Source organism: Brachybacterium halotolerans, assembly GCF_016623465.1.
In the GTDB taxonomy this organism is placed as follows: domain Bacteria; phylum Actinomycetota; class Actinomycetes; order Actinomycetales; family Dermabacteraceae; genus Brachybacterium; species Brachybacterium halotolerans.
The window spans coordinates 102066-127649 of the sequence record NZ_JAEDAJ010000002.1 but is presented as its reverse complement, the minus strand read 5'-3'; the positions used below and the strand labels follow the sequence as shown (position 1 = coordinate 127649).

Genomic DNA, 25584 nt, shown 5'->3' with positions numbered 1-25584 from the left:
GATGGCCTCCCGGGCGCTTATCCTCTCTGCGTTTCGCCCTTGACCGCAGCAAGGTCCTTGCGGGCCTGCGCCAGGTCCTTGCGCGTCTCGGCCAGGGCGACATCCTTCTTCTTGTAGCTCTCGTAGCCGCGGCGCAGCTTCCGTCGCACCTTCCCCTGGTACTGCTCGTGCGAGGTGCCCTCATATCGGGGCAGGTTCTTCTCGAGCTGGCCGTAGGTGTAGGGCCGCGCCGCGCTCTCCGGGGCGACGACGCCCTTGATGCCATCGAAGAGCGTCCGATAGACGTCCATCAGCTCGGACGGCTTCTTCGACACGCCCTCCTCCATCGCCCGGTCCAACTGCTTGAGCACGTGGTCCGCGTTCCAGTTCTCCGACGAAATCGCCCGGTGCCCATATCCCACCGAGTCGTAGAAGTAGGGCACCTTGAAGTTCCAGGAAAGCCCGATGCAGGGAACGGAGTATGCAAAGCTCGTGATGCTCGCGTGCAGGCGGTAAGCGATCACCCCGTCGCAGGCGGTCAGCTCGCTGATCAGCTCTTCGGGTGAGTTCACGGTGAACATCGTCTTGTTGATGGGGACGTCCCGCTTGCGGACGATGTTGTCGAGGAACACTTCATCGGCAAAATGTCCGGTCGTGAACAGTCGATAATCATCCCCTCGAGCCTTGAGCTTCGCGATTACATCGAGCCAGAAGTTCTGCTGATCTGCTTCCGAGAAGTTGATTTTGTTGTCCTTGAAGATGCCGGCGCGGGTGACCACGAGACCGATCCGGCGTCCGGACTTCTTCGGCGAGGACGCCGAAGCTGTCGTCGGCGCGGGCTTCGGGCTCACCGTGCTGGTGGTGGCCTCTTGCGGTCGGCGATCCTGCGCGGCGAGACGGGGGAGTGCCCGACGAGCCGTCCGGCGGGCGATCTGCTCGATCTGTCGACGCGACGTCGACACCGCTCGCGAGAGCGCGGCGACGGTCGGCTGCTTCGCGTTTTCGTTGACGGACTCGCCTGCGTCTGACTCCGGGGACGCGCCGAGGTTCGTTGCGGCACTGTGTGCCGACGGGTCCGTCATCGGCCCGAACACGATGTCTGCGAAGACCGCGGGGTCGGCGACGTGAGCGACGGGGATTCCCGTCTCTTCGGTGTACTTGCGTACCGAGTCGAAGTCGTCGCGCGTCGTGATCTGGCGAACCACCGGCAGCTGCAGGGCCCGCTTCAGCTGCTGGGACTTCTCGTTCTGGGAGTTGTACTTCTCGACGCCGATGCTCGAGAAAAGGACGGGCACCCCGAACTCCTGCGCGATCTCCAGAGTCGTGATCGTCTTCCGGTAGAACACCTGGTAGGAGTAGTTGAAGAGCGGCGCACCCCCGAAGATCAGTAGGTCCGCGCTCGAGATGGCCGTGCGTGCGGCTGCGAGGTGCTTCGGATCGTTGCGCTGCAGGTACTTCTTGTTGATGATGCCTGCCGCGCGGCTGTCGATGACGAACGAGTCGTCGCCGCGGCCCAGGTTCCGCATGGCTGCCTTGATCAGTGCGATCACCGATGCCTCGATGATCTGGTCGCCGACGTTGTCCGAGTCGTTGTTCGTCAACAGGAGGACCTTGAACTTGGACACTTTTGCTCCGTTTTCGTCGTGTTCAGCGGCTCGCCGCAAGCCGAACAGGGGGCGACTGCGGTTACGATGTCACCTGGCGTCCACCCTGTGTTTACTCGACGTACAGTACCCACGGCTGGCTGGGCGCGGAAGCGGCTGAGCTATGGACGTCGTCGCCCCGGGGCGGTTGCACTGTTGCCCGTACTGCCGGGGTGCTTCTCCGACACGGCTCAGCCCTTGCCGCGTCGGCCTTCCGGGGTTCCGAGGGTGGGAAGCATCGTTCGAAGAAGCAATGGAGAGGACACCTGTCGAGTGGCAGCGCGCTTAAGAGTGGCAGAGATCACCTGGAGTCATATCTGGGTGACGTTCAGGCTGACCTTCGACGGGATCGAGGAGCCGTCGACCGTCGCTTCGGTCGACGGGCGGGCTGACGAAAAGGAATCGGGCACCCACAGCGCCTCGACGGACAGCGGGCTGCCGGATGTCCCGCAGGAACTTGCTGACGCGGCCGGTGCGCTGGCCAATGGCGCTATGGAAGACGACTCGTCCGACGACCCCACCGCGCTCGAAGTCGATGTCGAGTCCACCGAGGCCGAGGCTGAGGGTGTCGTGGAGATCCCCGTGGCCCAGGAGATCGCGACTGGTCCTTCGACCATCCCAACGCTCGAGGACATCGAGTCCGGCGCGGTCGAGTTCATCTTCGTGGACAAGAAGCGCGTGCAGCGCGCCGAGGCGACCCACCTCGGGGGCCGTGACTACGAGATCCGCATCAACATCACGCGCTTCAACGGGCGTCGCCAGTTCCCCGACGGCACGTGGCGCATCATCCCTCGCGTGGACGGACAGCGCGGCAAGGCGGCGACGTATGACATCGCGTCCGCAGAGAACATTCCTTCTCTCTCGCGGGTCTTCATGTACGACGCGAACAAGACCGGCTACACGATCTCCTTCGGCTTCTCCGAGGCCGAAGATCCGCCGATCCTGCTGATGCGGGTCTACCAGCTGTTCCGCCGGGGCAAGAAGCCGAAGAAGCCGAAGCTCTCGACGCGCATCAAGCGGTATCCCTCGGCCCTGCGCAAGCGGCTGACGAGCAGGAAGAACAAGAACGAGACGCTCTCCTCGTTCTATTCGTACGTGCGCAACCATCGGCCGGAGGGGCGGAAGCCCAGGATCCTGTTCGCCTCCGAGCAGCGCCCCCGCATCGGCGGCAACCTGCTGCGGATCCGCGATCGCATGATCGAGCGCGGCCTGGACAAGGACTTCGAGTTCAGTGAGTCCTTCCGCATCCCCAGCACGAGCGACAAGCGCTCGACGCTGCGCGCTGTGAAGCTGCTCGCCGAGGCCGACTTCGTGTTCATCGACGACTACTTCGCGATGTTCGACTCCCTCAAGCTGGCCAAGGACTGCACCATCGTGCAGGTGTGGCACGCGGGCAGCGGCTTCAAGGCCGTGGGCTACAGCCGCTTCGGCAACTACGGCTCCCCGAAGCTCCAGAATGCTCACCGCCGGTACACCTACGCGATCACGGGTTCGAAGCATCTTGTGCCGGTCTACGCGGAGGTCTTCGGGATCGAGGAGGAAGCCGTCGTCCCGACCGGACTCCCGCGCATCGACTCCTTCCTGGATCCCGACCGCACCGAGCAGGTCGAACAGGACTTCTATCGCGAGCACCCGGACCTCCGGGGGAAGCGGCTCATCCTGTTCGCACCCACCTTCCGCGGCCGCGGGATCAAGGACGGGTACTACGACTTCGACAAGATCGATTTCCAGGCGCTCTACGAATACTGCGGCGACGATTCCGTCGTTCTGTTCCGCATGCACCACTTCGTGAGCAAGTCGATCCCGATCCCTCCGGAGTACTCGGACCGGCTGCGCGACTTCTCGCACTTCCCTGACGGGAACGACCTTCTCCATAATGTCGACCTGCTGATCACCGACTACTCGTCGATCATCTATGAGTACTCGCTGCTCGAACGGCCCATGCTGTTCTTCGCCTACGACAAGGACGTGTACTCCACGACCCGCGGCTTCCACCGTGACTACGTCGACACCGCCCCGGGCAAGGTGTGCGGGACCTTCGACGAGCTGCTCACGGCGATGCGGGACGAGGACTACGAGCAGTGGCGCCGCGAGAAGTTCGTGCGCGAGAACTTCGACCACGTCGACACGCACTCCGCCGATCGCGTCATCGACTGGCTGATCCTCGGCCGTCCGATCGGCACACCCGTCGAGGGCGAGGGTGTGATCGAGTCGCAGGCGCTGAACGATCCCTCTGCCGAGGCGACAGACACGACCGGTACGAACGCCCCGACCGTGAAGGAGAACGCATCATGACCGTCGGAGTGATCTTCGCGGGAGGCAGCGGCACCCGCATGAACACCCGGGCACTGCCCAAGCAGTTCCTGGAGGTGAACGGGCGTCCGATCATCGTCCACACCCTTCAGCACTTCGAGGACCATCCCGAGGTCGAAGCGGTCGCCGTGGCGATCCTCCCTGCCTGGCGCGAGCACTTCCTGAAGCTGGTCTCCCGCTACGAGCTCACCAAGGTGAAGTGGATCGTGGACGGCGGCGGCACCGGCCAGCAGTCGCGCCACCGCGCGCTGCAGGCTGTCGCGGAGGACCGTCCCGGCGACACCGTGGTCCTCGTCCACGACGGCGTGCGACCGCTGATCGACGAGGACCTCATCACGAAGAACATCCGCGGCGTCGAGGAGCACGGCTCCGCGATCACCTGCTCCAAGGTCAACGAGACGATCGTGACCAGCGACCACGGCGATGTCGGGTCGATCATCCCCCGCGGCAACCTCTTCGCAGCCCGGGCACCGCAGAGCTTCCGCCTCGGTGAGATCCTCTCCGCCTATGACGCGGCCGTGGCCAGTGGCGAGGATGACACGATCGATTCGTGTTCCGTGATGAAGGACTTCGGTAGCGCGCCGCTGCACCGCGTCGACGGTCCGGTGTCCAACATCAAGATCACTACCGCGGAGGACTTCTACATCTGCCGCACCTACTTCGAGCTGATCGAGAACCAGCAGATCGCGGGGTTCTGACCATGAGCGCATCCTCGAGCGTCATCGATACCGACCTCGCCGAGATCATCGGGCGCGACCTCCCGTGGGACGCCCTCTCCGGATCGACCGTGCTGGTCACGGGCGCCAGCGGCATGCTGCCGTCCTACGCCGTGCGGACCCTGCTGCGCTTGAACGACGAGCGCGGCACTGGAGTCACCGTGCACGGACTCGTGCGGAACGGGGACAAGGCGCGCCGCGCACTGGCCGACGTCCTGGACCGTGAGGACTTCCGCCTCATCGTGCAGGACGTCGCGGAGCCCCTGGACATCGAGGGGAGGCTCGACCTCATCATCCACGGGGCGAGCGCCGCGCGTCCTTCGCTCCACAGCTCGGATCCGATCGGAACCATGCGGGCGAATCTGCTGGGGACCATGAATCTCTTGGATCTGGCTGTGCGCAAGGGCAGCACCTTCTCGCTGATGTCCTCGGCCGAGGTGTACGGCGCCCAGGACGCGGAGCTCGAGCTGATCCCCGAGGACAGCTACGGCGGGTTCGACATCCTCAACCCTCGCGCGTGCTACTCCGAGGGCAAGCGGGCCGCGGAGACCCTGTGCGCGGCCTACTCGGCGCAGTACGGGATCACCAGCAGGATCGCCCGCTTCGGGCACATCTACGGCCCGGGGATGGCGTTGGACGACGGTCGTGTGCAGGCGGAGTTCACCGCCAAGGTGCTCGCCGGGGAGGACATCGTCCTCAACAGCGACGGCAGCTCGCAGCGCACGTACACCTATGTCGCCGATGCGATCGCGGGGCTCTTCGTCATCCTCCTCAAGGGCGACGAGACGGTCTACAACATCTCCGACGTCGATGGCCTCGTGTCCATCCGCGGGCTGGCAGAGGCGTTCACGACCGTGCGTCCGGAGCTCGGGCTCCAGGTGCACACCAAGCCCTCCGACACCGGCGGCCGCTATGCGCCCGTGAAGGCGCAGGGGCTGGACAGCGGCCGCCTGCTCTCCCTGGGATGGCGTCCGCTGGTCGATCTCCGGCACGGTCTGGCGCGCACCGTCGACAGCCACCGCGACGAGGTCTGATACCACGGCGGGCGACGCTGGCGGAGCGGGCGCCGATCATGCGACGAGGTCCGGGAGCAGCTGGCGCTGCGCCCGGACCTCGTCGCAATGGGGGAGTGCGAGTGACCGGTGAGATCACTGACGCACGACGATATTCTCCGAGTCGATGAAGCGGCCGACGGGCGACGCGAAGGTCTCGATGACCCGCGCGACGTGCTCCGGCTGCATGATGGTGGACGGGTCCTCTTCCGGCGCCAGGGTGCGGCGCAGGGCGGTCGCGGTGCGGCCGGGGGAGAGGCAGACCACGCGGGTGCCGTAGATCGCGAGCTCCTCACGCATCACCTGGCTCATGTTGATCACGGCCGCCTTGGAGGCCGAGTACGTGAGCCAGCCCGAGCGCCCGTTGATGCCGGCGGTCGAGGCGATGTTGACGATCAGCTTGAACTCGTTCCCGTGGTTCAGGAGCTGCTTGACGATGAGGAACGGCGCATAGACGTTCACGCTCATCGTCTTCTCGAAGTCCTCGATCTCCGCTTGCTGCAGGGGGACCGGGTTCGTGTAGCCCGCGTTGTTGACGAGGATGTCGATGTTGCCGACCTCGCCGTGCACGGACTCGAGGGCCTCGTGCAGCGAGTCGCGGTCGCCCACGTCGACGTAGCGGGTGATGATCTTGCGGCCGACGGGGCTCGAGGAGCGCAGCTCCTCGACGGCGGCGTCGAAGTCGTCCGACTTGCGGGCGAACATCACCACGGTGGTGATGTCCTCGCTGTTGTGCAGGAAGCGGCGGGTGGTCTCCAGACCGATCCCGCGCGAAGCACCGGTGACGAGAGCTGTCTTAGTCATCGTCTTCCTCCTCCGGGCGCAGGAGGAAGCCCGCCATGCGCAGATCGGTGGGCGTGGTGACCTTGAAGTTCACGTCGGACCCTTCGATGAAGTGCACGGAATGCCCGGTGACGGCGACGAGGGTCGCATCCTCCGTGTAGACCTTGTGGTCCTGTTCGGCCTTGGCGTGGGCGTCCTGCAGGTCGGCCTTGGAGAACTTCTGCGGCAGCTGCACGTTGCGCAGCTGGTCGCGCTCCAGCGAGCCCGTGACCTCGTGGGTCTCGGGGTCCACCGGCGCCACGGTGAAGGAGATCGGGGTCATCAGCGAGACGTTGCTGTGCTCGGAGGCGATGAGGTCCTCGAAGTTCCTCTTCGTCACCAGCGGGCGTGCGGCCTCATGGATGATCACGTCGTCGTTGGTGCAGTGAGGGAGCATCGCGGCGACGGAGGAGTGACGGGAGTCGCCGGCCTCGACGAGCGTGACCGGGGTGGAGATCGCATAGTCCCGGAGGACCTCCTCGACGCCCTCCTTCCACTCCGGCGGGTAGTTCAGGACGATCTGGTCGATCTTCTCGACCCTGTTCGCCATGACCAGCGAGTAGACCAGGATCGGGATGCCGCGGAGTTTCAGCAGCTGCTTCGGCTCGTTGGCGCCGATGCGAGCCCCGATCCCTCCGTTCAGCAGAATCAGTGAGTACATGGATGGGTTCCTTCGTGCAGTCGGTGTCGCGCTCCGCTCCGTTGCGAGGTTGCCGCTCCGGCGTGGTCACGCGACCGCTACGTCGGTCAGCCGGGAGTTCACCTCCCGGACACGTGGGCGTCACCCTACAAGACCGTTTGCGCTCGCTCCTGGACCGTCGTCGGTGCCCGGGAGCGGGACCCTTCTCACCTGTTCGACATCTGTCGTTCATCTACGATCGGCCGATGACTGTTTCACCGCTTCCCGTGCACTACCTCGGCGACAGCCACGTCAGGTACTTCAAGAAGGCCGCGAAGATCGGTCTCCTCGCGCCGCATGAGCTCAGTGGCGTCGAGGTGGGCGGCGCCACGGCAGTCGGCATGAAAAACCCGAACTCGAAGACGGATGCGATCGGCCGGTTCCGCAGGTGGATCCGCGAGAAGTCGCGCGAGTCGATCGTGGTGCTCCATCTCGGAGAGGTCGATTGCGGTTTCGTGGTGTGGTACCGGGCCGAGAAGCACGACGAGCCCGTCGAGCTCCAGGTGGACAACTCGCTCGACGCCTACTTCGAGTTCGTCGACGAGCTGCTGGACATGGGCTTCCGCCGCCTCATCGTCACCGGCGCCACACTGCCCACGATCACCGACGACGACCAGGTCGGCGAGGTCGTCGCCAAACGCAGCGCGATCACGGCGACGCAGAAGGAGCGCACCGATCTCACGCTTCGGTACAACGTGGAGCTCAGGCGCCGGGCCGCGGAGCGCGGCCTTCCCTACGTCGATATCGACCAGGACGTGCTCGATCCTCGGACAGGAGTCGTGGACGTGAGGATGCGAAACCCGAACCCCGAGGACCACCACATGAACGGCAGCCTCGCCGCGGCCCTCTGGGCGCGGAAGCTGCGCGAGGCCATCGCGACATACCAGAGACTGCCACACGTGCCGCGCCATTGGACGTGCACGCATGATTCGTTCCTCAAGGCCTACCCGGGGCACTCCAAGAATATGCCGACCGACATGCGCCAGCGGGTCGAGGTCGGCGACGTCGTGACAGGCGACGAGGTGACGACGTCAGGGCAGTACACCGTCATCCGGGACGCACGGGTCAACGGTGAGGAGTTCCCCCTGCTGAGCATGCTCCACACGCATCACTACGGGCCCGCGGAGCGACCCGCTTCCGGGAGCTCGAGCGGTCCGCTCGGTCTGATGCGTCGAGCCCTGTCCCGCGGGGCCGGGCCGAGATCTCGCGCGGGATCCTCCTGAGCGCTGCCGACGTGCCCTGTGCGTCCGCGAACTGGTGGGGCTTATCTCATCAGGGCATTCAGAGGGTGCGTGCGAGAATCTGATGTCCTCATCCGCGCTTCGTCCAAGAGAGGAAGAGGCGAATGCCCGCTCCTCGCCCTGTCGTCAAGAAGGTCGTCAAGCTGCTCCGAGCCTGGGCCGTGCTCGTCGACCTGCTCGTTGTCGTCGCAGCGATCGCTGTCCTGCTGAACCCGGACGCGACGTGGACCGTCATCATGCTCGCCGTCCCGCTGCTCGTGATGATGTGGCGCACGCGCCGTTCGCTCACACGCCGTCTGAAGTCGGTAGGCGGACTGGGGGAGTACCTGATCGGCCGGTACCTGCTGCTGATCGTGGGGATCGTCCAGGCGGCTCATCACGGCATCCCGACTGCGCTGTGGACAGTCGCCGGCATCCTGCTCGCGCTCGCCCTGGAAGCGGAGCGCTTCGAACTGCGCATGCATCGGCGCATCCGTCCCTATGCCGCCCATCTCCCTGACCGTGATACGGAGCACCGGCCGCGCTTCGCCTACGGCTATCTCTACTCCCTGGGCGTACTGGGGCTCGTGCTTCTCGTGCTCGCGCCTGTGATCGGCACGGCCGGCGCCTGGGCTCTGCTCGTCGTCGCCGTGCTCGCAGTGCTCGTGGCGCTCGCGGCGCTCGTCGACATCGTGCGGCGGATCGCGCGACGCAGCTCCACCCTGCGCGAGATGCCCGAGATCGTCGAGCAGCTCGAGCCCCGGTTCTTCGTCTACTGGAGTGCCCAGCGCGGCTCGGCGTTCCAGATCACGATGTGGCTTCCCCATCTCGAGAGGCTCGGCGTGCCGTTCGCGATCATCGTGCGCAGCGACGCGAACTTCCGGGACCTCGAAGGCGTGGTGGATGCACCCCTGATCCTGCGCAGAACGCTCGCGGACCTCGACTCCGTGATCGTGCCGAGCGCTCGGGCCACGTTCTACGTGAACAACGCAGTGCTCAACAATCACATGATCCGGTACTCCGAGCTCCTCCACATCCAGCTCCTGCACGGTGAGTCGGACAAGGCTGCGAGCTCGAATCCCGTCACGAGGATGTTCGACCGCGACTATGTCGCCGGCCAGGCGGCGATCGATCGCTTCGCCGCGCGCGGGATCTCCATGCCCGATTCGATCTTCCGGATCGTGGGCAGGCCCCAGGTCGAGGATGTCGAGGAGGCGCGGGGCCCGATCGGCGGGATCGAGGCGCCGACGGTCCTCTATGCGCCGACCTGGCAGGGGTTCCACCAGGATGCCCAGTACTCGTCCCTGTTGCAGGGCCCGGATCTGGTGCGACGACTCCTGGGGCGTGGGTGCACGGTCGTCTTCCGCCCGCATCCGTACAGCTACCGGACGCAGGCGCTGCGCGACGCCTGTGAGCAGATCAAGGCACTCCTCGTCGCGGACGGGGAGTCAACTGGTCGCCCTCACCTGCACGGGTTCGCGGCCGAGAAGGAGATGACCGTCTTCGACTGCTTCAACGCCTCGGACGCGATGATCTCCGACGTCTCGAGCGTGGTCGGTGACTATCTCCACTCCGAGAAGCCGATGGCGATGATATCGATGCACGCTACGGCCGATGAATTCCGGCGCGAGTTCCCGACCTCGCGTGCGGCGTACGTGATCGAGGGAGCTGACGGAGGCCTCATCGACATCGACGGAGTGCTCGACACGATGCTCGGTCCCGATCCGATGTCGCAGGTTCGCAAGGACTTCGCGACCTACTACCTCGGGGACATCCCCAGGGATTCCTATGCGGAGAGGTTCTTGGCGGTGGCCCGCGAGGACCTGGGCATCACGGTCCAGGGCGGAACGGATGTGGTCTCGGGGCCCGGCGCTCCCTGACGGTGTCCGGATGGAGCAGCCGAAGCACTCCGCTGCCGAGGTCCACGCGTCCGCACGATTGCTGACAGCGCTGCAGGGCGACGACTTGTAGACTCCCCGCCGTCATCTACCGTTCACTTTCGTCTGGAGCTCCCTGTGCCGAGACTACTACGGCTCCGCCGCCTGGCCGCATCCCGACTGCCCATCGCCACCAAGGATCAGGTGCGAGCCGCCTCCCGATCGGAGGACTGGGCGGATGCGTACGAGCAGCTCCTCGCTGCCGCCGAGGGGCGCGATGCCGGTGCCGCTCCGAAGGCGGTTCCCTCCCAGGCGGTCGCGGATCGCGTCCGCAAGAGCGTGGAGAAGCAGTCCGCCGATCCGCTCATGCGCGCGATCATGCAGGGCAAGGGCCTTGACCGGGCCGTCGCCGAGCGTGTCCGTGCGCTCCTGAAGGAGAAGAGGACGAACGAGGCGCAGTCGGTCGCCGACGCCCTCGTGCGGGACGAGTCGACGGCTGCCGCCGGGCACCTCGCGGCCGGGATCGTCGCCGCCTCCCGGAACCATCCGGCGCTCGCGCTGCACCACTTCGACAAGTCGGATCACGAGGCCGCGCTGCGCTATGCGCCGCTCGAGAGGATCCAGACGCTCTTCGCGGAGGATCCGCGCAGGGGCGCTGAACTGGCGCGGACCTGGCTCGTCGAGGATCGTCCGTTCAGCGCCCGCAACTGGTTCGAGGTCTACCGCAACCTCTTCGTCACCGACGAGCTCGAGCTCGCCGACGAGGCCTTCGCGAAGTCGTCGGCCGCCTACACCACCCCGAAGCAGCGGGACGCGTGGAAGACCGGCCAGGACGATCTCACCTGGGGCCGGCGCTGGGTCGGCGCACGCCGCAACCAGGATGCGCCCGCGGCCCCCGAGGGTCACGTCTCCTTCGGTCTCATCGACTATCTGCAGCCCGGTCGCGCCCGCGCCTCGCAGAACATCGGCGACCAGATCCAGACGCTAGCGTCTTTGGGGCACGTGGTGCGTCACCAGGACCTGCGCTTCCACGGTGATGACGGTGTCGTGGACTTCGTCCGCTCCATGCAGGAGCGAGTGCGGCCGGAGCTGCGCCGCGAGGGAGTCTCCGCGGACGTCGATGTCATGACGATCGACCGCGACTCCACGACGTACCAGGCGATCCCTCCGAATACTTGGCTCCTGGAGTTCGGATGGCACATGCACTCGCTGTTCGGTCTGGAGGCGTACGACTTCCCGCTGCACCCGAACCTCAACCCGATCTTCGTCTCGTTCCACTGCAGCAAGCGCGCTCTCCTCTCCGAGGAGTCGCTCGCCTACCTGCGGGAGCACGGTCCCATCGGGTGCCGCGATTGGACGACGGTCGATCTGCTGCTCTCGCTGGATGTCCCCGCGTTCTTCTCCGGGTGCCTGACCACGACGGTGAATACCGTGTTCCCGGATCTCGAGCAGAAGCCCGAGCAGGCGACGGTCTACGTCGACGTCGCTCGCAGCCCTGTTCCCACGGGGCATGAGAACGTCAAGCAGTCGTATCCCGAGGTGAAGAAGCGCGACTTCACCGCGAACATGTGGGACGCCGTGCAGGTGCTCGAGCGCTATCGCCGGGAGTACACCGACGTCGTCACCACGCGCCTGCACTGCTACCTGCCGACGACCTCCCTGGGGCTGAAGGTCGACTTCGAGCCGAAGAACAACGCCGACGTGCGCTTCAACGGCCTGTTCCGGCTGTCCTCGAAGGACTTCGGCGCCATGCGCTCGAACATGCGCGACCGGCTCGAGCCCGTGGTCACCGCAATCTTCGAGCAGAAGAGCCGCGACGAGGTCTACGAGGTGTGGCGCCGGACCGTCGAACCGGAGGTCGAGGCCGCGCGTGCGCGGCACGCCCGGAAGGTCGCGATCCCCGCGGCCCGCGCGTCGGCTTCGCAGCTGACGTCGTCGGTGAAGACTCCGGCGGCGTCCGGCCAGGACAACGCGATCGACGTCGTGCTGACGCCCACGCCGAAGCAGCTGGGGCGTCTGCAGGGCGTGCTCGCGTCGGCGGCGGCCCATTCGGCGCGGCCCATCCGTGCCTGGGTCGTCGCGCGCGGGGCCCAGCCGGCGGGGCTGGCCGTCGAGCATGTGGATCTCCACTGGATCGACGCCTCGTCGATCGATGCCGCGCGCGTCGAGGCAGGGATCGACCCGAGGGCACTGGACAGAGTGCTGCTGGCGGACCTGGTGCCCGTGGACCGCGCGATCCTGCTGCCTGTGGACGCCGTCGTCTCCGCCGACCTCTCCGAGCTCGCCGATCAGGATCTCGGAGACGCCCTGTTCGCCGCGCGCCGCACCTCGCGGCCGGAGCCGAGCGGGTTCGCCGTGCTCTACAGCGCAGCCCGTCGCATGGACGCTGTTCCGCAGACCGCCTACGAGTTCTACCGCGACATCCACGGTCGGCACGTCTTCGACTTCGAGGCGTTCGACACCGATGTGATGGTGCTCGACCTCGCCGGGATGCGCTCCGAGGGCCTCAGCGACCAGGTGCTGCCGGCGATGGCGCACTACCGTCTGGACGATCGCAGCGCACTGCACTACGCGGCCGGTCCGCGCAGGCTCGACCTGCCGCGCGAGTGGGCGCACGTCCCGGACCGGGAGGTCGTCGAGGACCCGAAGATCCGCCACTGGGCGGACGGCGTCAAGCCGTGGTCGTCCTCGTACGTCACGGGTGCGGAGCACTGGAAGGCCCACGCGCGCGGCTGAGGCTCGACGTCGACGCTGACACCATCGGCGCAGCGGGCAGCGCTCCTCCCGTCAGCGGGGAGAGGGCAGCTCGCTGCGCCGATCCGCGTGGCGGAACGTATGGTCCCACTCACGCAGGACGGTCTCGAACGACAGGCGCGAGGAGATGTCGGCTCGCCCCGCGGCGCCCATCGCGTTCGTTTCCGAGGGTGAGTGCAGCAGACGAACGACGCCCTCGGCGAGCTGCTCCCTGGCTCCGCGCGGCACGATGATCCCCGTCTCCCCGTCGCGGATGAGCGTCGAGGGGCCGTACAGGCAGTCGTAGGAGACGACGGGCGTGCCGACCGCCAGGGACTCGGCGATCGACAGGGGAAGAGCTTCCCAATCGGAGGTCGACACCGTGCACACGCTGCGCGCCATCGCTGCGTTCGGCTCGCTCGTGCGCCCCATGAAGCGGATGCTCCCGGAGAGCCCGAGCTCCGCAACCAGATCCTCGAGCTCCTTCTTCGAGGGACCCCGCCCATAGATCTCGAGACGGGCGTCGGGGACGTCCTCGAGCACATGGGAGAAGGCGTGGATCGCCTCGTGCAGAGCCTTCTGCGGCGCGAGACGGGACACGACGGACACCAACCGGGGATCGCGCTCGACGTCGGGCCGCGGCGGGAGGCGCAGAGCGTTGGGGACGACGGTGAAGCCGTCCTCGTTGCCGAGCCTCTCCGCCATGTCGGCTCGCTGGCGCTCGCTCAGCACGACGAAGGCGTCCAGCTGGTCGAGCTGCGCGAAGACGTCGTCATAGTCGGTGCGCAGCGGACTGTCCACGGCGAACGGCTCGCCGACTTGACTGTTGTGCATCATGGCGATCCGCACGGCGCTCGAACGGCGCAGCCGGAGGGTCTTCGCGATCGTGGAGGCGGTCTCGGCGATGACGTACGGCGCCGTCGACGAGCGGTCCACGAGGTCCTGCAGCCAGGCGACGTGCCAGTCGGGGAGCCCATTGAACCGGCGCATCCTGCGCGTGGAGGGTTCGGCCACGTAGACGCCGACGCCTCGGCCGTTCTCGGGATTCATCCAGCGTTGGGCGTAGATGAATCCCTCGGCCGTCAGGAACTCGACGCGGTTGGCGCCGCCGTCCGTGGTGAACCACGTTCGGCGGGCCACATGTTCGCCCGCCATCTCGTCACGCCGGATCAGGAAGCGATTCTCGAAGAAGTTCGTGTGCTTGATCCCGCCGTCCTCGTCCAGACGATCGAAGGCGTAGTACTCGCCGGCGGCGGTGAAGTGACGTCGGTACGCGCCGTGCGCGTCGGTGCCCGTTTCGATCAGATCCTGGCTCGTGCGGACCTGTGCGAGCGGCTCGGCAAGGCGTCCGAGCGTTCGCCGGGCCTTCGACATCGCCCGACGTGCAGGGCGCGCATCTCCGGCGGCACGAGCCGAATCCTCGTAGATGTTGTGGACGGGCACCGAGGCGGCGAGGCGTCCGGAATTCCTCAGATCCTCGATCGAGGCCGCGAAATGGGGGTTGTCATCGAGGGTGGCGATGGCGACGTCCCTGCCTGCCTCGGAGAACATGCGCGCCTGATCGAGCACGGCCTGGGTGACGCCTCCGGAACCAAGACGGTGCAGGACGATGAGGATGGGCCGCATGTGAATCTCCTTCAGAACGTACGACGGAACGAGATGGAGTGCGCACCTGGAGCCGAGGATGCCTCGGCACCGGACACGCCGCGCGTCCGGCAGCGCCCACAGGTCATTTCTCCGCGTCGGCCTTCGCCTTCGCAGCCTCCCTCGATGCGACGACGAACCGCCGGTAGTGCTTGCAGACCTCCTCGGCCGGACCGTCCATGACCAGCTGGCCCTGGTGGACCCACAGCACGCGCTCGCACATGCTCTTCACGGTCGCGAGCGAGTGGCTGACCAGGAACACGGTCCCCGCCGCCTCGCGTACCTCGTTGATGCGCGCCTTGCTCTTCGCACGGAAACCGGCGTCGCCCGTGGACAGTGCCTCGTCGATCATGAGGATGTCCGGCACCGCGCTCGCGGAGATCGCGAAGCGCAGGCGCTGGCCCATGCCCGAGGAGTACGACTTCATCGGCAGGTTCACGAACTCGCCGATCTCCGCGAAGTCCACGACGTCCTGGTAGCGGTCCTTGACCTGCTGCGGGGTCAGACCGAGCGCGAGGCCGCCGATCATGATGTTCCGCTCGCCGGTCAGGTCACCCATGAGCACGGCGTTCACACCCAGCAGCGCCGGATCGCCGGCGACGTACACGGATCCCTGAGCCGGCGGAATCAGGCCCGCGATGGCCCGCAGCAGCGTCGACTTGCCGGAGCCGTTGACGCCGATGATGCCGATCGACTCCCCGTGGCGCGCACTGAAGGAGATGCCGCGCACGGCGTGGACCTCACGCACGCCCTGCTGGGAGGAGGCGCCCCGGCTGAGGAACTTCTGCAGCGCGCTCTGCTCCTTGGCTGGTCCGTGACCCACCTTCTTGGCACCGAACACCCTGTAGGTGATGTGGAGGTCGTTGACGAGCAGCGAGAGCTGCTCGGAGACCGATCCGGTGACGGGAGAGTCATCCAGATCCTCCGCGTCGATCTCAAAATCGTCCTCGTCCGTCTCAATTGCGGCCATAGGTCTCTTCCCCCTGCCAGAAGAACAGGAATCCGCCCACCAGGAACACGATCGCCCATCCCAGGCCGATGAGCCACATCGTCGGGTCGAGCGGCGCTGAGGGCTCGTTCAGGATCGCCGAGCGGGCGAGCTCCAGGTACACAGCGACCGGCTGGTACTTCATGATCCATCCCCAGGAGAAGGAGCCGAGGAAGTGGTCGATCGAGAAGATCACGCCGGAGGCGTACATGAGAAGTCGAGTGCCGAACGGGATCAGGTTGTCGATATCGGGGGTCTGTGCGACGAGGCGCGCCATGATGAACGCGCATCCGGTCGAGAACGCCCAGGTGAGAATCACGGCCGGGATCAGCAGGAACCAGCGCCAGGCGAGGGGCACATCTCCCTCGTTCGGGAGCAGACCCGAGAAGTAGGCGATGAGGCACATCACGACCAGCGCGGGCAGGAGCGTCGTGAGCTCCGCCAAGACCCCCGACACCGGCAGCACTGCCCGGGGGAAGTGCACCGACCGCACGAGGTTCAGGTTGGAGCGGATGGCTTTCGACCCGGCGTGGATCGAGCGCTCGAAGAAGCGGAAGAAGAACACGCCCACCACGATGAACGCGATGGTGTTCTCGATGCCGGCGCGCCCCACCTTCAGGATGAAGCCGAAGATGAGGATGTAGACAGCGGCATTGAGGATCGGGGTGAGCAGCGCCCACACCTGCCCGAGGTAGGTGTTCTGATTCGAGGCCTGAGACTTGGAGACGGCGAGCACCCGGATGAAGGTGCGGCGGCGCCAGAGCTCACCGAGGTACTCGCCCAGGCGCGGGCGCACGCCCATGCGCTCGAGACCGTTGCTGCGTGCGGTCTCCTCGACCCAGGCGGGGTCGTAGGTGCGCTCCAGGGGAGGAGGAACCGTGGGTGTCGCGGGTTCGCTAGCAGTCAACAGGCCGTACCTATCTCCGGGGCCGGGAACGTGGAGCGGCCGTCAGCGGGCCGAAGCACCCCACATCCTACCCAGCCGGGGATCGGCGCTCGCGGTGTCCTCGCGCACAGCGTGCGCATCTCCACGGGATCTCCAAGCCGTCTCCATGCCAGGGAATCAGTGGCTCATCCAGCTCTCGGCGCCGCGACGGTGCGGTCGATAGGATGAGGCGTGTGCGGCGTCGCGGCGGCGGGGATCGCGGTGGGCGTCCCGGCCCCGTCATCGATGCCGGCCGAACGCGTAGAACGCAGCGCCGAGGGGAGAAGCGTGTTCACACGTCGAGGGTCTCTGCCTGACGTCCCGATCTACTTCCTGCTGAGCGTGGTCCCAGAGTCCTTCGGCGGCATGGTGACCGTTGCCCTCCAGCGCAGCTCGGCCTTCGCCGACCTCGATCGACGCCAGATCCAGATCCTCACCAAGTCGGCAGACATGGACGACCCCGCAGTGCGCACGCGCGAGCTGCAGGAGGCCGGCCGCCTCAGCTCGCGGGTGACCATCCGCAACATCTGGACGGATCTCCTGGGTGCCTCCGACGACGAGCTGCGGGCGCTGCCATCGCAGAAGTCCGAGCTCGAGGACGTCGGCGCGTACCTTCTGGCTCCCGACCACGGCGGCGACCCGGTGTCCATAGGGCCCGTCGTCCTCACGCGCACGTCCGCGTCGGGCGAGGTCCTGCAGACCGATCGCTATCGCGAGGACGGGACCCTGGCGGTCAGCGACCGCCTGGACGTGGCTGTGCCGGGCGAGCGCGGAGGGCGACTGATCACGTTCTTCGCGCGTGACGGCCATCCGCTGGCGCAATGGGACCGGCTGCGGGCGCTCTACCACGCGTGGGTCGACTGGGTGATCGGCGGCCAGGAGGCGATCCTCGTGGTCGACTCTGCGCCGACAGGTGGACTCTTCTACGACTACAGGCGCGACCACGTCACCACGGTCCAAGTCATCCACAACCACCACGTGCTGCAGATGTCGGCAGAGGAGAGGGGCGAGCTCTCCTCGGATGTCTGGCAGATGTTCACCCACCTCGACTGGTTCGATGCGGTCTCCGTCCTCACACCCGGCCAGCAGCAGGACCTCCTCGAGCGCGGCGTCCTCGGAGGCAACAGCTTCGTCGGCTCGAACATGCTCCGCGATCTGCCGTCGGCGCCATCCGGGGCTCGAGATCCGCGCAGGGGCGCAATCGTCGGCCGCCTGGTGCGGCAGAAGCGGCTGGACCACGCGATCGAGGCTCTGCGCCTCGTCGCGATGCGCGGGAACGACGTCCGCGTCGACATCTACGGCAACGGCCCCAAGGAGAAGGCGCTCGAGCGTCTCGTCGGCTCGCACGACCTCGAGCGCCGAGTCACGTTCAGAGGGTACGACCCGCGTGCGAAGGACGCTTTCGAGACGGCGTCCTTCACCGTGCTCAGCAGCAGGTACGAGGGACAGCCCATGATCCTGCTCGAGGCCATGGGGGCCGGGTGCATCCCCATCGCGTACGACGTGGAGTACGGTCCGGCCGACATCATCACCGACGGGGTCGACGGGCTCCTGGTCCCCGAAGGGGATATCGAGGCTCTGGCGGCCGCGATCGAGCGGGTCATGACGCTCGACGAGCGTCATCTCGCGAAGATGAGGAGGGCGGCGATCCGGCGCTCCAGAGCGTTCACTGCGCAGGCGGTCACCCGTTCGTGGGGCAGGTCGCTCAGGCGCGCACGCGCGCGGAAGTCCACAACCCCCTCCGTGCGGTTCTCCGGTGCCCGTCTCGTGTCCTGCGAGATCGACGTCGAGGGTATCCATCTGGAGATCGACATGCGGGGAGAGGACCTCTCGGCCTCTGGGATGAGCGCACGTGTGACCTGGCTGGGACGCTCACGCGATGCCTACGGCCGCGTGCTCGGGAAGCTGAGGAGAACCCTGCACGGGGTGCGTCTCTCCGCGGACATCGGGGCGGACGCGCTGCAGGACCTGCCGCCGAAGGCAGTCCTGGACATCTATGTGGACCTCCACGGCCCGGGAGCACCGGTCCGCAGGCGCATCGCATCGTCAGGGCTTGCGATGCCGTCCGCATTCGCAGGTGTCGAGCTGTACACCACGGTCGCAGGGCACCTCAGCCTGCGTCGCATGGCCGGGTCCCAGCCCTGAGCGCCCACCTGCGCCTACGCATCATTCGGCGGCGTGGCGTTCCTCGTCTGCGAAGTCCGCGCCCTCTTCGAGCTCGTCCTCCGCACCGGATCCCCCCTCATCGGTGCCGGCGGCCGGCACATCCTCGAGGCCCTCATCGGCGCCCTCCGTGCGCGCATTGAGTGCGGCCACCGGCTTGCGCTCGTGAAGCACCACGTGACGAGCTGCGCTCACGAAGGCGTCGGCATAGTTCTCGGCGGGGAACGGCCCCAGGTAGTTCACGCGGGTCTGCGTGCGGCGGGAGGCCTTGGGGTCGGTGACCAGGAGCTGCTCGAGCATCTCGTCGAGGTTCGAGAGGTCCTCGGCGATCACGTAGGCCGAGAGTGCGAGCGGGAACATCCGCTCGAACGCCTCGATCGAGTACGACATGGTCACCAGGCCGTAGGGCTTGCCGGAGTAGAGGAAGTCCGGGACCACGGAGGAGACGTCGGAGATCATCGCGTCGGCCGCATTGAAGCAGTCGAAGGCGTCGAGGTCCTTCTCCGCATCGCGGCCCCAGAGGTGCTCGCGGCCGCTGGCCTCGCGGTCCTCGCGCAGCAGGCGCTTGATCTCGCTGATGTTCCGCGCCGCCGCGGGGTTGCGGTAGCTGAACGGGTGCGGGCGGAACACGACGGTCATCCCGCGCTCGAGCAGGGCGCGGATGATCTGGGGGCCCACGGGCAGCGACCCGTAGTTCGTGTCCGCGTAGTGGCCCTCCCATGTCGGCGCATACAGGACCGTGCGCACCGGCACGTTGTCCGGCCCCTGCTGCTCGACGGTCTCGACCTGCGGGCGGCCGACGATCGTGAACTTCTCCTGCGGGATCTCCACGCCGTTGTTCGTGTAGCGGTCGATCGCGGCCTGGCCCGCCACGAAGATCTTGTCGTACAGCGCAGTGACCGGGTTGAAGCTCGATGCCTTGTCGCTGTCGCCGTGGAGCAGCTGCACGTGGGTGATCTGCGGGTAGCGCACCAGGTGCACGTTCGGCGCGGAGTTGTTGACGTAGAAGGCGGTGGTGATCGACGGGACGATCACGTCGTCGAGCTGCCAGATGTTCGTGCGCACCACCACCGGTGCGTCGGTCAGGCGCCGGATCTCGCCGAAGGCCGAGGTCTTGCGCAGCACCACGATGAAGGGCTCGCCGATCCGCTCGAGGTACTCGATCCACATGCCCACCTGGTAGGCGGAGCCGGCGGGGACGCCGTAGTAGAGCACGAACGTCGGTGCAAAGGACTCGACCGCCGCGTAGAGGTTGTTGTCGGCGTTCACGGAGTCCCGCACGCGGCGGAACGAATCCAGGGCGTGGTAGCCGGCCACTGCGAGGGCGATCAGGGGCAGCGCGAGCAGCGCGCCCGCGGGGACGCGCACCAGCAGCAGCAGCGAGGCGAGCGCGGTGAGCGCGAGGTCCACGGCCAGCACCACGTTCGCGGGGAACACGGCGCTGCGGTGATCAGGGATCCCGGGCAGGTTCGCGACGCGCAGCTTGCGCCCGGGGGCCACACGCGTGACGACGGGCTCGGAGAGCGGGACGAGGGCGAACAGGGCCGCGGTGATCCAGCCGACGGGCCCCGTCGTGCCCTGCGCCCAGCAGATCCCGAGCGGCAGCAGACCGAGCAGCAGACGAATGCCGTGCTCGCCGCTGAGCGCCGTGCGGCCCACATGCTTCCGCAGGCGGCGGTACCCGCGGCGGAGGAGGATGAAGAACGGGTAGATCGCTGGGACCACCGCGATCGCCGGGTGCACCCCGATCGCGAGCAGCACGAGCGGGGCGATCGCGAAGACGGTCTGGGTGAGGCGGCGGCGCAGGCCGGCCATGCGCTGCCAAGGCATCACCATGCGGTGTCTCTCGGCGGAAGGATTCGTGGACTCGCTCTGCGTCATCGGATGCGTCCCCCTCGGACTCGTCGGCGGTGCTCGCTGCTCACACGCCGCTCTGGTGGGCACGGTCGCTGCCGTGCGGTGTACATCTCCCTGTTGAGAGCGCATCGAAACCGACGACCATGTTGTTCACGACGCGCTCCCCTCCTCCTGGATCGACGCCCACAGCTGATCGCGCAGCACGGTGAGGTCGGTGCAGGCGCCCAGGAAGCGCTGCAGCGATGCCCCTGGGCTCGTGTCGCCCAGGTAGTACTCGGTGAGGTCGCGGCGCTGGTCCCGCAGCGGGTCCTCGGTGATCTGCTCGAGGGCGAGCTCTCCGGCGCGCGGAGCCCGCTCCGGGGTGAGGCGCGGGGTGGTCTGCAGCAGACGCGTGGCGGCCTCGCGGGGCCCGCCCTCGGCGCGGTCGGGCTCGGTGACGATGAGCGGCTTGCCGGTGGCCAGCCAGTCCGTCGCGACGGCGGAGACGTCGCAGATCATGAGGTCGGCGCGGGCGAAGTCCTGCTGGATCCCGTGTCGCTCGGCGACCTCCTGTCCGCGCTCGGCGAGCAGTTCGCGCAGCTGCGCGTCGGCCTCCCCGAAGGCGGGCACGCGCACGCCCGTCAGCGGGTGCGGCCGGTAGATGACGTGCAGACCGGCGGCGACCAGCGAGCGCACGATCATCTCCGACTGCGTGAGCAGCGAGGAGTAGGCGACGCTCGCCTGCCCGCCCTCCCACGTCGGCGCGTAGAGGACCGTGCGGGGCGCGCCCTCGGAGCGCACCGGGGCGGTCGCGCGGTCCGTGTCCAGGCTGGGTCGGCCGACGGGGATGCAGCGGGTGCGCGCGTCGAACAGGGTCGAGTAGCGCTCGAGGCGGTCGATCGCCGCCTGCCCGGCCACGAAGGAGAAGTCGTAGGCCTTGATCTGGTTGGAGACGGAGACGCCCTTGTCCGAGTCGCCGTGCAGCAGCGAGACGTGCAGCGCCGAACGGCTGCGCAGCGGCGCCGTGTTCAGCGGGTTGTAGTTCACGTAGAGGATGAGCTTGATGTCGCTGCGCAGGATCAGCGCGTCCAGCGTCGCGTCGCGGGCGACGGTGATCACCGTCATCTCCACCTTCTCGCGCAGCGCCGCGGCGACCCGCGAGTCCATGCACACGATGGTCACCCCCCGCTGGCGGTGCAGCTCGCGCAGCGGCCCGAACCAGTCGTCGAGCTGGTAGAGGCTCTCCAGGGTGTCGGGGAAGTAGAGGATGACGTCGCCCTCGAGGACGGTCTCGCCCAGGCGGTCGTCATCGCCCAGGCCGTCGGGCACGCCGCCGGGCAGCAGGCGGAAGCGGCGCAGGAGCTTGCCGCCGGTGCTGCGCAGCCGGCGCTTGAGGGAGTTGCCGCGTGCGGCCATCAGCGGCCTCCTTCCTGGCTCGCGTCAGCGCTGTCGTCCTTGCGCTCCTCGGTGCTCGTGCTCCCCGCCTGCCCGGTCTGCTCGGTCTGTTCCGCCTTCTCCGCCTTCTCCGCCTTCTCCGCCTGCTCAGTCTGCTCAGCGTGGTCCAGGATCTCCCGCCAGGCGTTCGCCGTGGTCCACCGCGGCAGTGCGCGCGCATACCGGCGGCGCAGCGAGCCCCAGCGGAGGGCCAGGCGCACGTGCGTGCGCAGCGCTCGCAGGAGCAGGGACCGATCATCGTGCCCGTCGATCGCGAAGGAGTCGATCCTCTCGCCCTGCGCGGAGGTGATGATCACGGCGTCGGCCCCGAGCACGGTGCGCCAGGACACCGTGCGCGCGGGGATCTCCAGCACGCTGCGCGGAGCGCGGGCGGGGGAGAGCACGCGCGCGAGCGCCCGCAGCGCCCCCGCGGGCAGGGAGAACGGGGAGGTGCGCGTGGGCTCGAGTCCCTCGGTGCGGGAGCGCTGGCGCTCACGCCAGGCGTCGACCACCGCCTGGCCGTCGGCCCGCGCGCTGCGCAGGTCCGTGCCCAGCCATGCATCGGGGCCCGCCAGCGCGGACCGCGCGCCCTCGTCCCACAGGCGCGCGGTGAGGTGCAGGCCGGAGAGCACGTGCTTGAGCTGATGGGCGAGCGAATCGGCGAGCACTCCGCGGCCCGCGCGGTGCGCGGCGGCGGTCGCCAAGCGGTTGCGATGCAGGATCCGCGCGCTCCAGCTCATCTGCGTGCGGTACGCGTCCCAGGAGGGATGGGTGACCGAGGCACCCGGCAGCACCATCGTCGAATACCCGTGCGCGCTCGCGCGCAGCCCGTACTCGGCGTCGTCCCACTTCAGGAAGAAGGGGGCGGGGAGCCCCAGCGTCCCGACGGCGCCGGGAGGGAGCAGTGTTCCCCACCAGCCGGAGTAGTCCGCGGCGGTTCGCGGCAGCAGGGCGTCCCAGTCGGCGGGTGTGGTGCCGGCGAGGTCGAGCGGTCCGTGCATGCCGTCGGCCGAGCGCCAGAAGAAGGTCGATCGCTCCACGTGCTCGGCCTCGGTGAGCAGCGTGGGGGCGTCGGCGGAGGAGCCTGCGTCCAGGAGCCCCGTGCCCAGGATCGTCGGTGCCTCGGCGAGGGCCTGGAAGGTCAGCAGGCGGCGCAGAGACTCCTCGGAGATCAGGGCGTCGTCGTCCGAGAGGAACACGGCCTGGGCGGGGTCCTCGAGGGAGGCGAGCATGCCGCGCGCGTACCCGCCGGAGCCGCCGAGGTTCGGCTGCTCGAGGAGTTCGATGCGCGCGGGGGAGTCGGGGAGGTCGGCCGACGCCCTCTCCTGCGCCTCGAGGAGCCGGTTGAAGGGGGCGTGGTCCGCGAGGGTGCCGCCCTGATCGATGACGAGCACGCGGGCGACGAAGGGCATGGCGGCGAAGGCGCGGGCCTGCGCGGTCGCGTCGTCCTCGCGGCGGAACGTGGGGACGACGGCGCTCACGCGCGGCAGCTCGACCTGCTCGTCGACCCACCAGCGCACGCCGGTGCCGGTCGCGCCGGACCCGGCGGTCGCGCCGGACCCGGCGGTCGCGCCGGACCCGGCGGCCGCCCCCTCGACCCACAGCCAGGCGGGGGTGGAGGGATCGGCGAGATCCACGGTGCGGCCCTCGGCGGCGATCTCGCCCAGGTCGATCACGGAGCCCCCCTCGGCCCCGAGGAGATGGGGGCGACGGGCGGAGGGGTGCGCAGCGACGGGGATGTCGGCCGTACCCGCCTTGTCAGCTCCGGCCGTCCTGTCGACCCCGTCCGTCCTGTCGCTGCCGTCGGACCCGGGCGCCTCGATCGCGACGTGCACCGGGCGCGCCCCGACGGCATGGCGCCACGCCCACACGGCGAAGGCCTGCTCCCAGAGGGGCGCGGCCGCGCTCGAGGTGCGCTGGAGCGTCGTCCCGACGTGCACGGGGCCTCCTCGGAACGCGCGGTCATGAACGGGGTGATGGACGGCAGGCCTCGGTGAGCTCGATCCCTGGGCTCGGAGCACGGGTCTGCACGGAAAGGGGTCGGGCTCTCGCCGGGCCGTTCCTGAGGTTACAACAGGGCGAACGGCCGACGAACGAGGCGTGACCGATGTCGGGTCGTGCGGGCCGGTCCTCACTCCTCGGGCAGGTCCGCCCAGGCCCGTCGAGCAGCCGCGACGAGCTGCTCGTGGTCGGCCCGGTACCGCGCGATCCGGCAGCCGCGCCCGTTGGGCTTGAGCGCGATCCCCTCCTCGTCCCACGCGTCACGGGCGCGCGCGAGGAGCGGAGCGGGCAGGTCCCCGTCGGCCGATGTCACCCGCCACCAGGTCACCCCGGAGCCCCACTGGCTCATGATCCGACCCACCAGGCGCGGCCCCACCCCGCACACGTCACCCACCTGGCCGTAGCTCGCGACGCGGCCGGGCGGGATGGCCTCGACGGTGCGCAGCACCCGCTCCACGGTGAGATCGTCCATGACGGCCAGTCTCGCAGGTACCCTCGATGATCGTGGCTCCCATGACATCCCCCGCCTCGCCCGCCGCGGCCCCGTCGAACCCCTCGGGCTCGGCCCCGTCCCCGGACGACCCGGACGCGCCCACCACCTCCGGACTGGGCGCGCTCGTCGACGAGTCCCGCCGCGTCCTCGTGGCCCTCCTGCAGGGACCCTTCGTCGACGGCCGGCGCGAACCCCAGCGCTACGGCCAGCTGCTGCGCGACCGCGCCGCCATCGAGGCCCGGCTCGCCGACATGTTCCTCGAGCTGGTCCTGGACGACGACGCCCAGGTCGCCTTCGTGCGCCAGAGCGAGTCCGACCCCGACGCCCCCAAGCTGCTGCGCCGCCTCTCCGGCCTGAACCGCCTGGACTCGGTGCTGCTGCTGGTGCTGCGCCAGATGCTGCTCACCCAGTCCTCGCGCGGACAGCGCGCCGTGGTCTCCGAGGCGGAGATCCAGCAGGCGCTCGCCGCCTACCGCCGCTCCACCTCGACCGACGAGGCCGGCTTCGCCAAGGAGGTGCGCGCCTCCATCACCAAGATCCAGCGCGCGGGCCTGCTCGAGGAGCAGGGCGACTCCTTCGAGGTCTCCCCGGTGCTGCGCCTGATGATCGGCCCCGACACCGCGCGCGAGTTCATCGCGCTCTACCGCGAGGCGGGAGCCGGCGGCCTCGCCGACCCCGAGGACGCCGACGCTGACGATGTCGACGCGCAGGACCTCGACACAGAGGATGCTGACGCCGAGGACCTCGACGCAGAGGGTGTCGACGCTGATGGCGGGGCCACCACGGACGCGGAGGACGAGACCGTGGACGGCGCGATCGACCCCGCGGACGGGGACGAGGGGCGCTGAGCACCGAGGGATGAAGGCCGACGCCGCGGGAACCTGACCTCGGGGAGCCGATCCAGGGGAGCCGACCCCGGAGCGTCGGACCCCGGACGCTGAGCACACGTCCGTGCATCCCGGACGGCGGTGCCGGGGTCGATGAGGTCGCCGACGCCGGGTTCCGACATATGCCGCACACCCTCTGCTACGGTGACCTGGATCACCGTGTTCATCTCCCGTTCACC

The 25584-nt window shown here is 68.1% G+C and carries 18 protein-coding genes; 8 read left to right on the top strand and 10 right to left on the bottom strand.

Annotated features, from left to right (window positions below; all coding sequences use genetic code 11):
- Window positions 1-17: 17 nt before the first annotated feature.
- Window positions 18-1604 (bottom strand): polysaccharide pyruvyl transferase family protein, encoded by a 1587-nt coding sequence (locus I8D64_RS04795; protein ID WP_200501373.1) that lies wholly within the window; start codon window positions 1602-1604, stop codon window positions 18-20.
- 510 nt (window positions 1605-2114) lie between these two features.
- Between I8D64_RS04795 and I8D64_RS04790 the strand changes: the two genes are divergently transcribed.
- From I8D64_RS04790 to I8D64_RS04780, 3 genes are read left to right on the top strand one after another with little or no spacing between them, the layout of a single operon-like run.
- The gene (locus tag I8D64_RS04790; RefSeq protein ID WP_200501372.1) at window positions 2115-3917 is read left to right on the top strand and encodes a CDP-glycerol glycerophosphotransferase family protein; all 1803 of its coding nucleotides are present in this window, start codon (window positions 2115-2117) and stop codon (window positions 3915-3917) included.
- Window positions 3914-4633, top strand: coding sequence for an IspD/TarI family cytidylyltransferase (locus I8D64_RS04785; RefSeq protein ID WP_200501371.1), 720 nt, complete (start codon window positions 3914-3916; stop codon window positions 4631-4633). The genes I8D64_RS04790 and I8D64_RS04785 overlap by 4 nt, the downstream gene beginning before the upstream one ends.
- 2 nt (window positions 4634-4635) lie before the next feature.
- Window positions 4636-5685: an NAD-dependent epimerase/dehydratase family protein gene (locus tag I8D64_RS04780; protein ID WP_200501370.1), complete on the top strand. Its 1050-nt coding sequence runs from the start codon at window positions 4636-4638 to the stop codon at window positions 5683-5685.
- A 114-nt stretch (window positions 5686-5799) separates the two neighbouring features.
- On the opposite strand, the gene I8D64_RS04775 is transcribed toward I8D64_RS04780, so the two are convergent.
- Both I8D64_RS04775 and I8D64_RS04770 read right to left on the bottom strand, forming a co-directional pair.
- Entirely contained in the window at window positions 5800-6507 is a 708-nt protein-coding gene (locus I8D64_RS04775) for an SDR family NAD(P)-dependent oxidoreductase (RefSeq protein WP_200501369.1), read from the bottom strand.
- Window positions 6500-7186, bottom strand: a complete 687-nt coding sequence (locus I8D64_RS04770; RefSeq protein WP_200501368.1) for an IspD/TarI family cytidylyltransferase — start codon at window positions 7184-7186, stop codon at window positions 6500-6502. Before I8D64_RS04770 ends, I8D64_RS04775 begins: the two co-directional genes overlap by 8 nt.
- Before the next feature lie 224 nt (window positions 7187-7410).
- On the opposite strand from I8D64_RS04770, the gene I8D64_RS04765 reads away from it, so the two are divergent.
- The 3 genes from I8D64_RS04765 (at window position 7411) to I8D64_RS04755 (ending at window position 13037) form a co-directional block, all read left to right on the top strand.
- Window positions 7411-8427, top strand: coding sequence for a hypothetical protein (locus tag I8D64_RS04765; RefSeq protein WP_200501367.1), 1017 nt, complete (start codon window positions 7411-7413; stop codon window positions 8425-8427).
- Window positions 8428-8549: 122 nt separating this feature from the next.
- On the top strand, window positions 8550-10304 hold the full coding sequence (locus I8D64_RS04760) for a CDP-glycerol glycerophosphotransferase family protein (RefSeq protein ID WP_200501366.1): 1755 nt from the start codon (window positions 8550-8552) through the stop codon (window positions 10302-10304).
- A gap of 201 nt (window positions 10305-10505) precedes the next feature.
- Window positions 10506-13037, top strand: a complete 2532-nt coding sequence (locus I8D64_RS04755; RefSeq protein WP_200501365.1) for a glycosyltransferase family protein — start codon at window positions 10506-10508, stop codon at window positions 13035-13037.
- A 51-nt stretch (window positions 13038-13088) separates the two neighbouring features.
- Here I8D64_RS04755 and I8D64_RS04750 read toward each other — a convergent pair whose 3' ends face one another.
- The 3 genes from I8D64_RS04750 to I8D64_RS04740 form a co-directional block, all read right to left on the bottom strand.
- A complete protein-coding gene (locus I8D64_RS04750; protein WP_200501364.1) occupies window positions 13089-14660 on the bottom strand; it encodes a glycosyltransferase in 1572 nt (523 codons plus the stop codon).
- Window positions 14661-14763: 103 nt separating this feature from the next.
- Window positions 14764-15648, bottom strand: coding sequence for an ABC transporter ATP-binding protein (locus tag I8D64_RS04745; RefSeq protein WP_200501363.1), 885 nt, complete (start codon window positions 15646-15648; stop codon window positions 14764-14766).
- Complete coding sequence (locus tag I8D64_RS04740; RefSeq protein WP_246482745.1) at window positions 15635-16573, bottom strand: ABC transporter permease; 939 nt, start codon at window positions 16571-16573, stop codon at window positions 15635-15637. The genes I8D64_RS04745 and I8D64_RS04740 overlap by 14 nt, the downstream gene beginning before the upstream one ends.
- Before the next feature lie 306 nt (window positions 16574-16879).
- Between I8D64_RS04740 and I8D64_RS17750 the strand changes: the two genes are divergently transcribed.
- Window positions 16880-18736 (top strand): glycosyltransferase, encoded by a 1857-nt coding sequence (locus I8D64_RS17750; RefSeq protein WP_200501362.1) that lies wholly within the window; start codon window positions 16880-16882, stop codon window positions 18734-18736.
- A gap of 21 nt (window positions 18737-18757) precedes the next feature.
- Here the strand turns inward: I8D64_RS17750 and I8D64_RS04730 are convergent, their stop codons facing one another.
- From I8D64_RS04730 to I8D64_RS04715, 4 genes are all read right to left on the bottom strand, one after another.
- Window positions 18758-20590, bottom strand: a complete 1833-nt coding sequence (locus I8D64_RS04730; protein WP_200501361.1) for a CDP-glycerol glycerophosphotransferase family protein — start codon at window positions 20588-20590, stop codon at window positions 18758-18760.
- Between the two features lie 171 nt (window positions 20591-20761).
- Window positions 20762-22006, bottom strand: coding sequence for a CDP-glycerol glycerophosphotransferase family protein (locus I8D64_RS04725; RefSeq protein WP_200501360.1), 1245 nt, complete (start codon window positions 22004-22006; stop codon window positions 20762-20764).
- Window positions 22006-23964, bottom strand: coding sequence for a glycosyltransferase (locus I8D64_RS04720; RefSeq protein WP_200501359.1), 1959 nt, complete (start codon window positions 23962-23964; stop codon window positions 22006-22008). Before I8D64_RS04720 ends, I8D64_RS04725 begins: the two co-directional genes overlap by 1 nt.
- 191 nt (window positions 23965-24155) lie before the next feature.
- Entirely contained in the window at window positions 24156-24497 is a 342-nt protein-coding gene (locus I8D64_RS04715; RefSeq protein WP_200501358.1) for an MGMT family protein, read from the bottom strand.
- A gap of 41 nt (window positions 24498-24538) precedes the next feature.
- Between I8D64_RS04715 and I8D64_RS04710 the strand changes: the two genes are divergently transcribed.
- A complete protein-coding gene (locus I8D64_RS04710; RefSeq protein ID WP_200501357.1) occupies window positions 24539-25366 on the top strand; it encodes a DUF4194 domain-containing protein in 828 nt (275 codons plus the stop codon).
- Window positions 25367-25584: the final 218 nt, after the last annotated feature.

Coding starts and splice junctions, on each gene's coding strand:
- I8D64_RS04785 (WP_200501371.1), top strand. CDS start 3,914: ATGACCGTCGGAGTGATCTTCGCGGGAGGCAGCGGCACCCGCATGAAC.
- I8D64_RS04725 (WP_200501360.1), bottom strand. CDS start 22,006: ATGGCCGCACGCGGCAACTCCCTCAAGCGCCGGCTGCGCAGCACCGGC.
- I8D64_RS04710 (WP_200501357.1), top strand. CDS start 24,539: ATGACATCCCCCGCCTCGCCCGCCGCGGCCCCGTCGAACCCCTCGGGC.
- I8D64_RS04790 (WP_200501372.1), top strand. CDS start 2,115: ATGGAAGACGACTCGTCCGACGACCCCACCGCGCTCGAAGTCGATGTC.
- I8D64_RS04770 (WP_200501368.1), bottom strand. CDS start 7,186: ATGTACTCACTGATTCTGCTGAACGGAGGGATCGGGGCTCGCATCGGC.
- I8D64_RS04730 (WP_200501361.1), bottom strand. CDS start 20,590: ATGGTGATGCCTTGGCAGCGCATGGCCGGCCTGCGCCGCCGCCTCACC.
- I8D64_RS04745 (WP_200501363.1), bottom strand. CDS start 15,648: ATGGCCGCAATTGAGACGGACGAGGACGATTTTGAGATCGACGCGGAG.
- I8D64_RS04750 (WP_200501364.1), bottom strand. CDS start 14,660: ATGCGGCCCATCCTCATCGTCCTGCACCGTCTTGGTTCCGGAGGCGTC.
- I8D64_RS04715 (WP_200501358.1), bottom strand. CDS start 24,497: ATGGACGATCTCACCGTGGAGCGGGTGCTGCGCACCGTCGAGGCCATC.
- I8D64_RS04765 (WP_200501367.1), top strand. CDS start 7,411: ATGACTGTTTCACCGCTTCCCGTGCACTACCTCGGCGACAGCCACGTC.
- I8D64_RS04760 (WP_200501366.1), top strand. CDS start 8,550: ATGCCCGCTCCTCGCCCTGTCGTCAAGAAGGTCGTCAAGCTGCTCCGA.
- I8D64_RS04780 (WP_200501370.1), top strand. CDS start 4,636: ATGAGCGCATCCTCGAGCGTCATCGATACCGACCTCGCCGAGATCATC.
- I8D64_RS04775 (WP_200501369.1), bottom strand. CDS start 6,507: ATGACTAAGACAGCTCTCGTCACCGGTGCTTCGCGCGGGATCGGTCTG.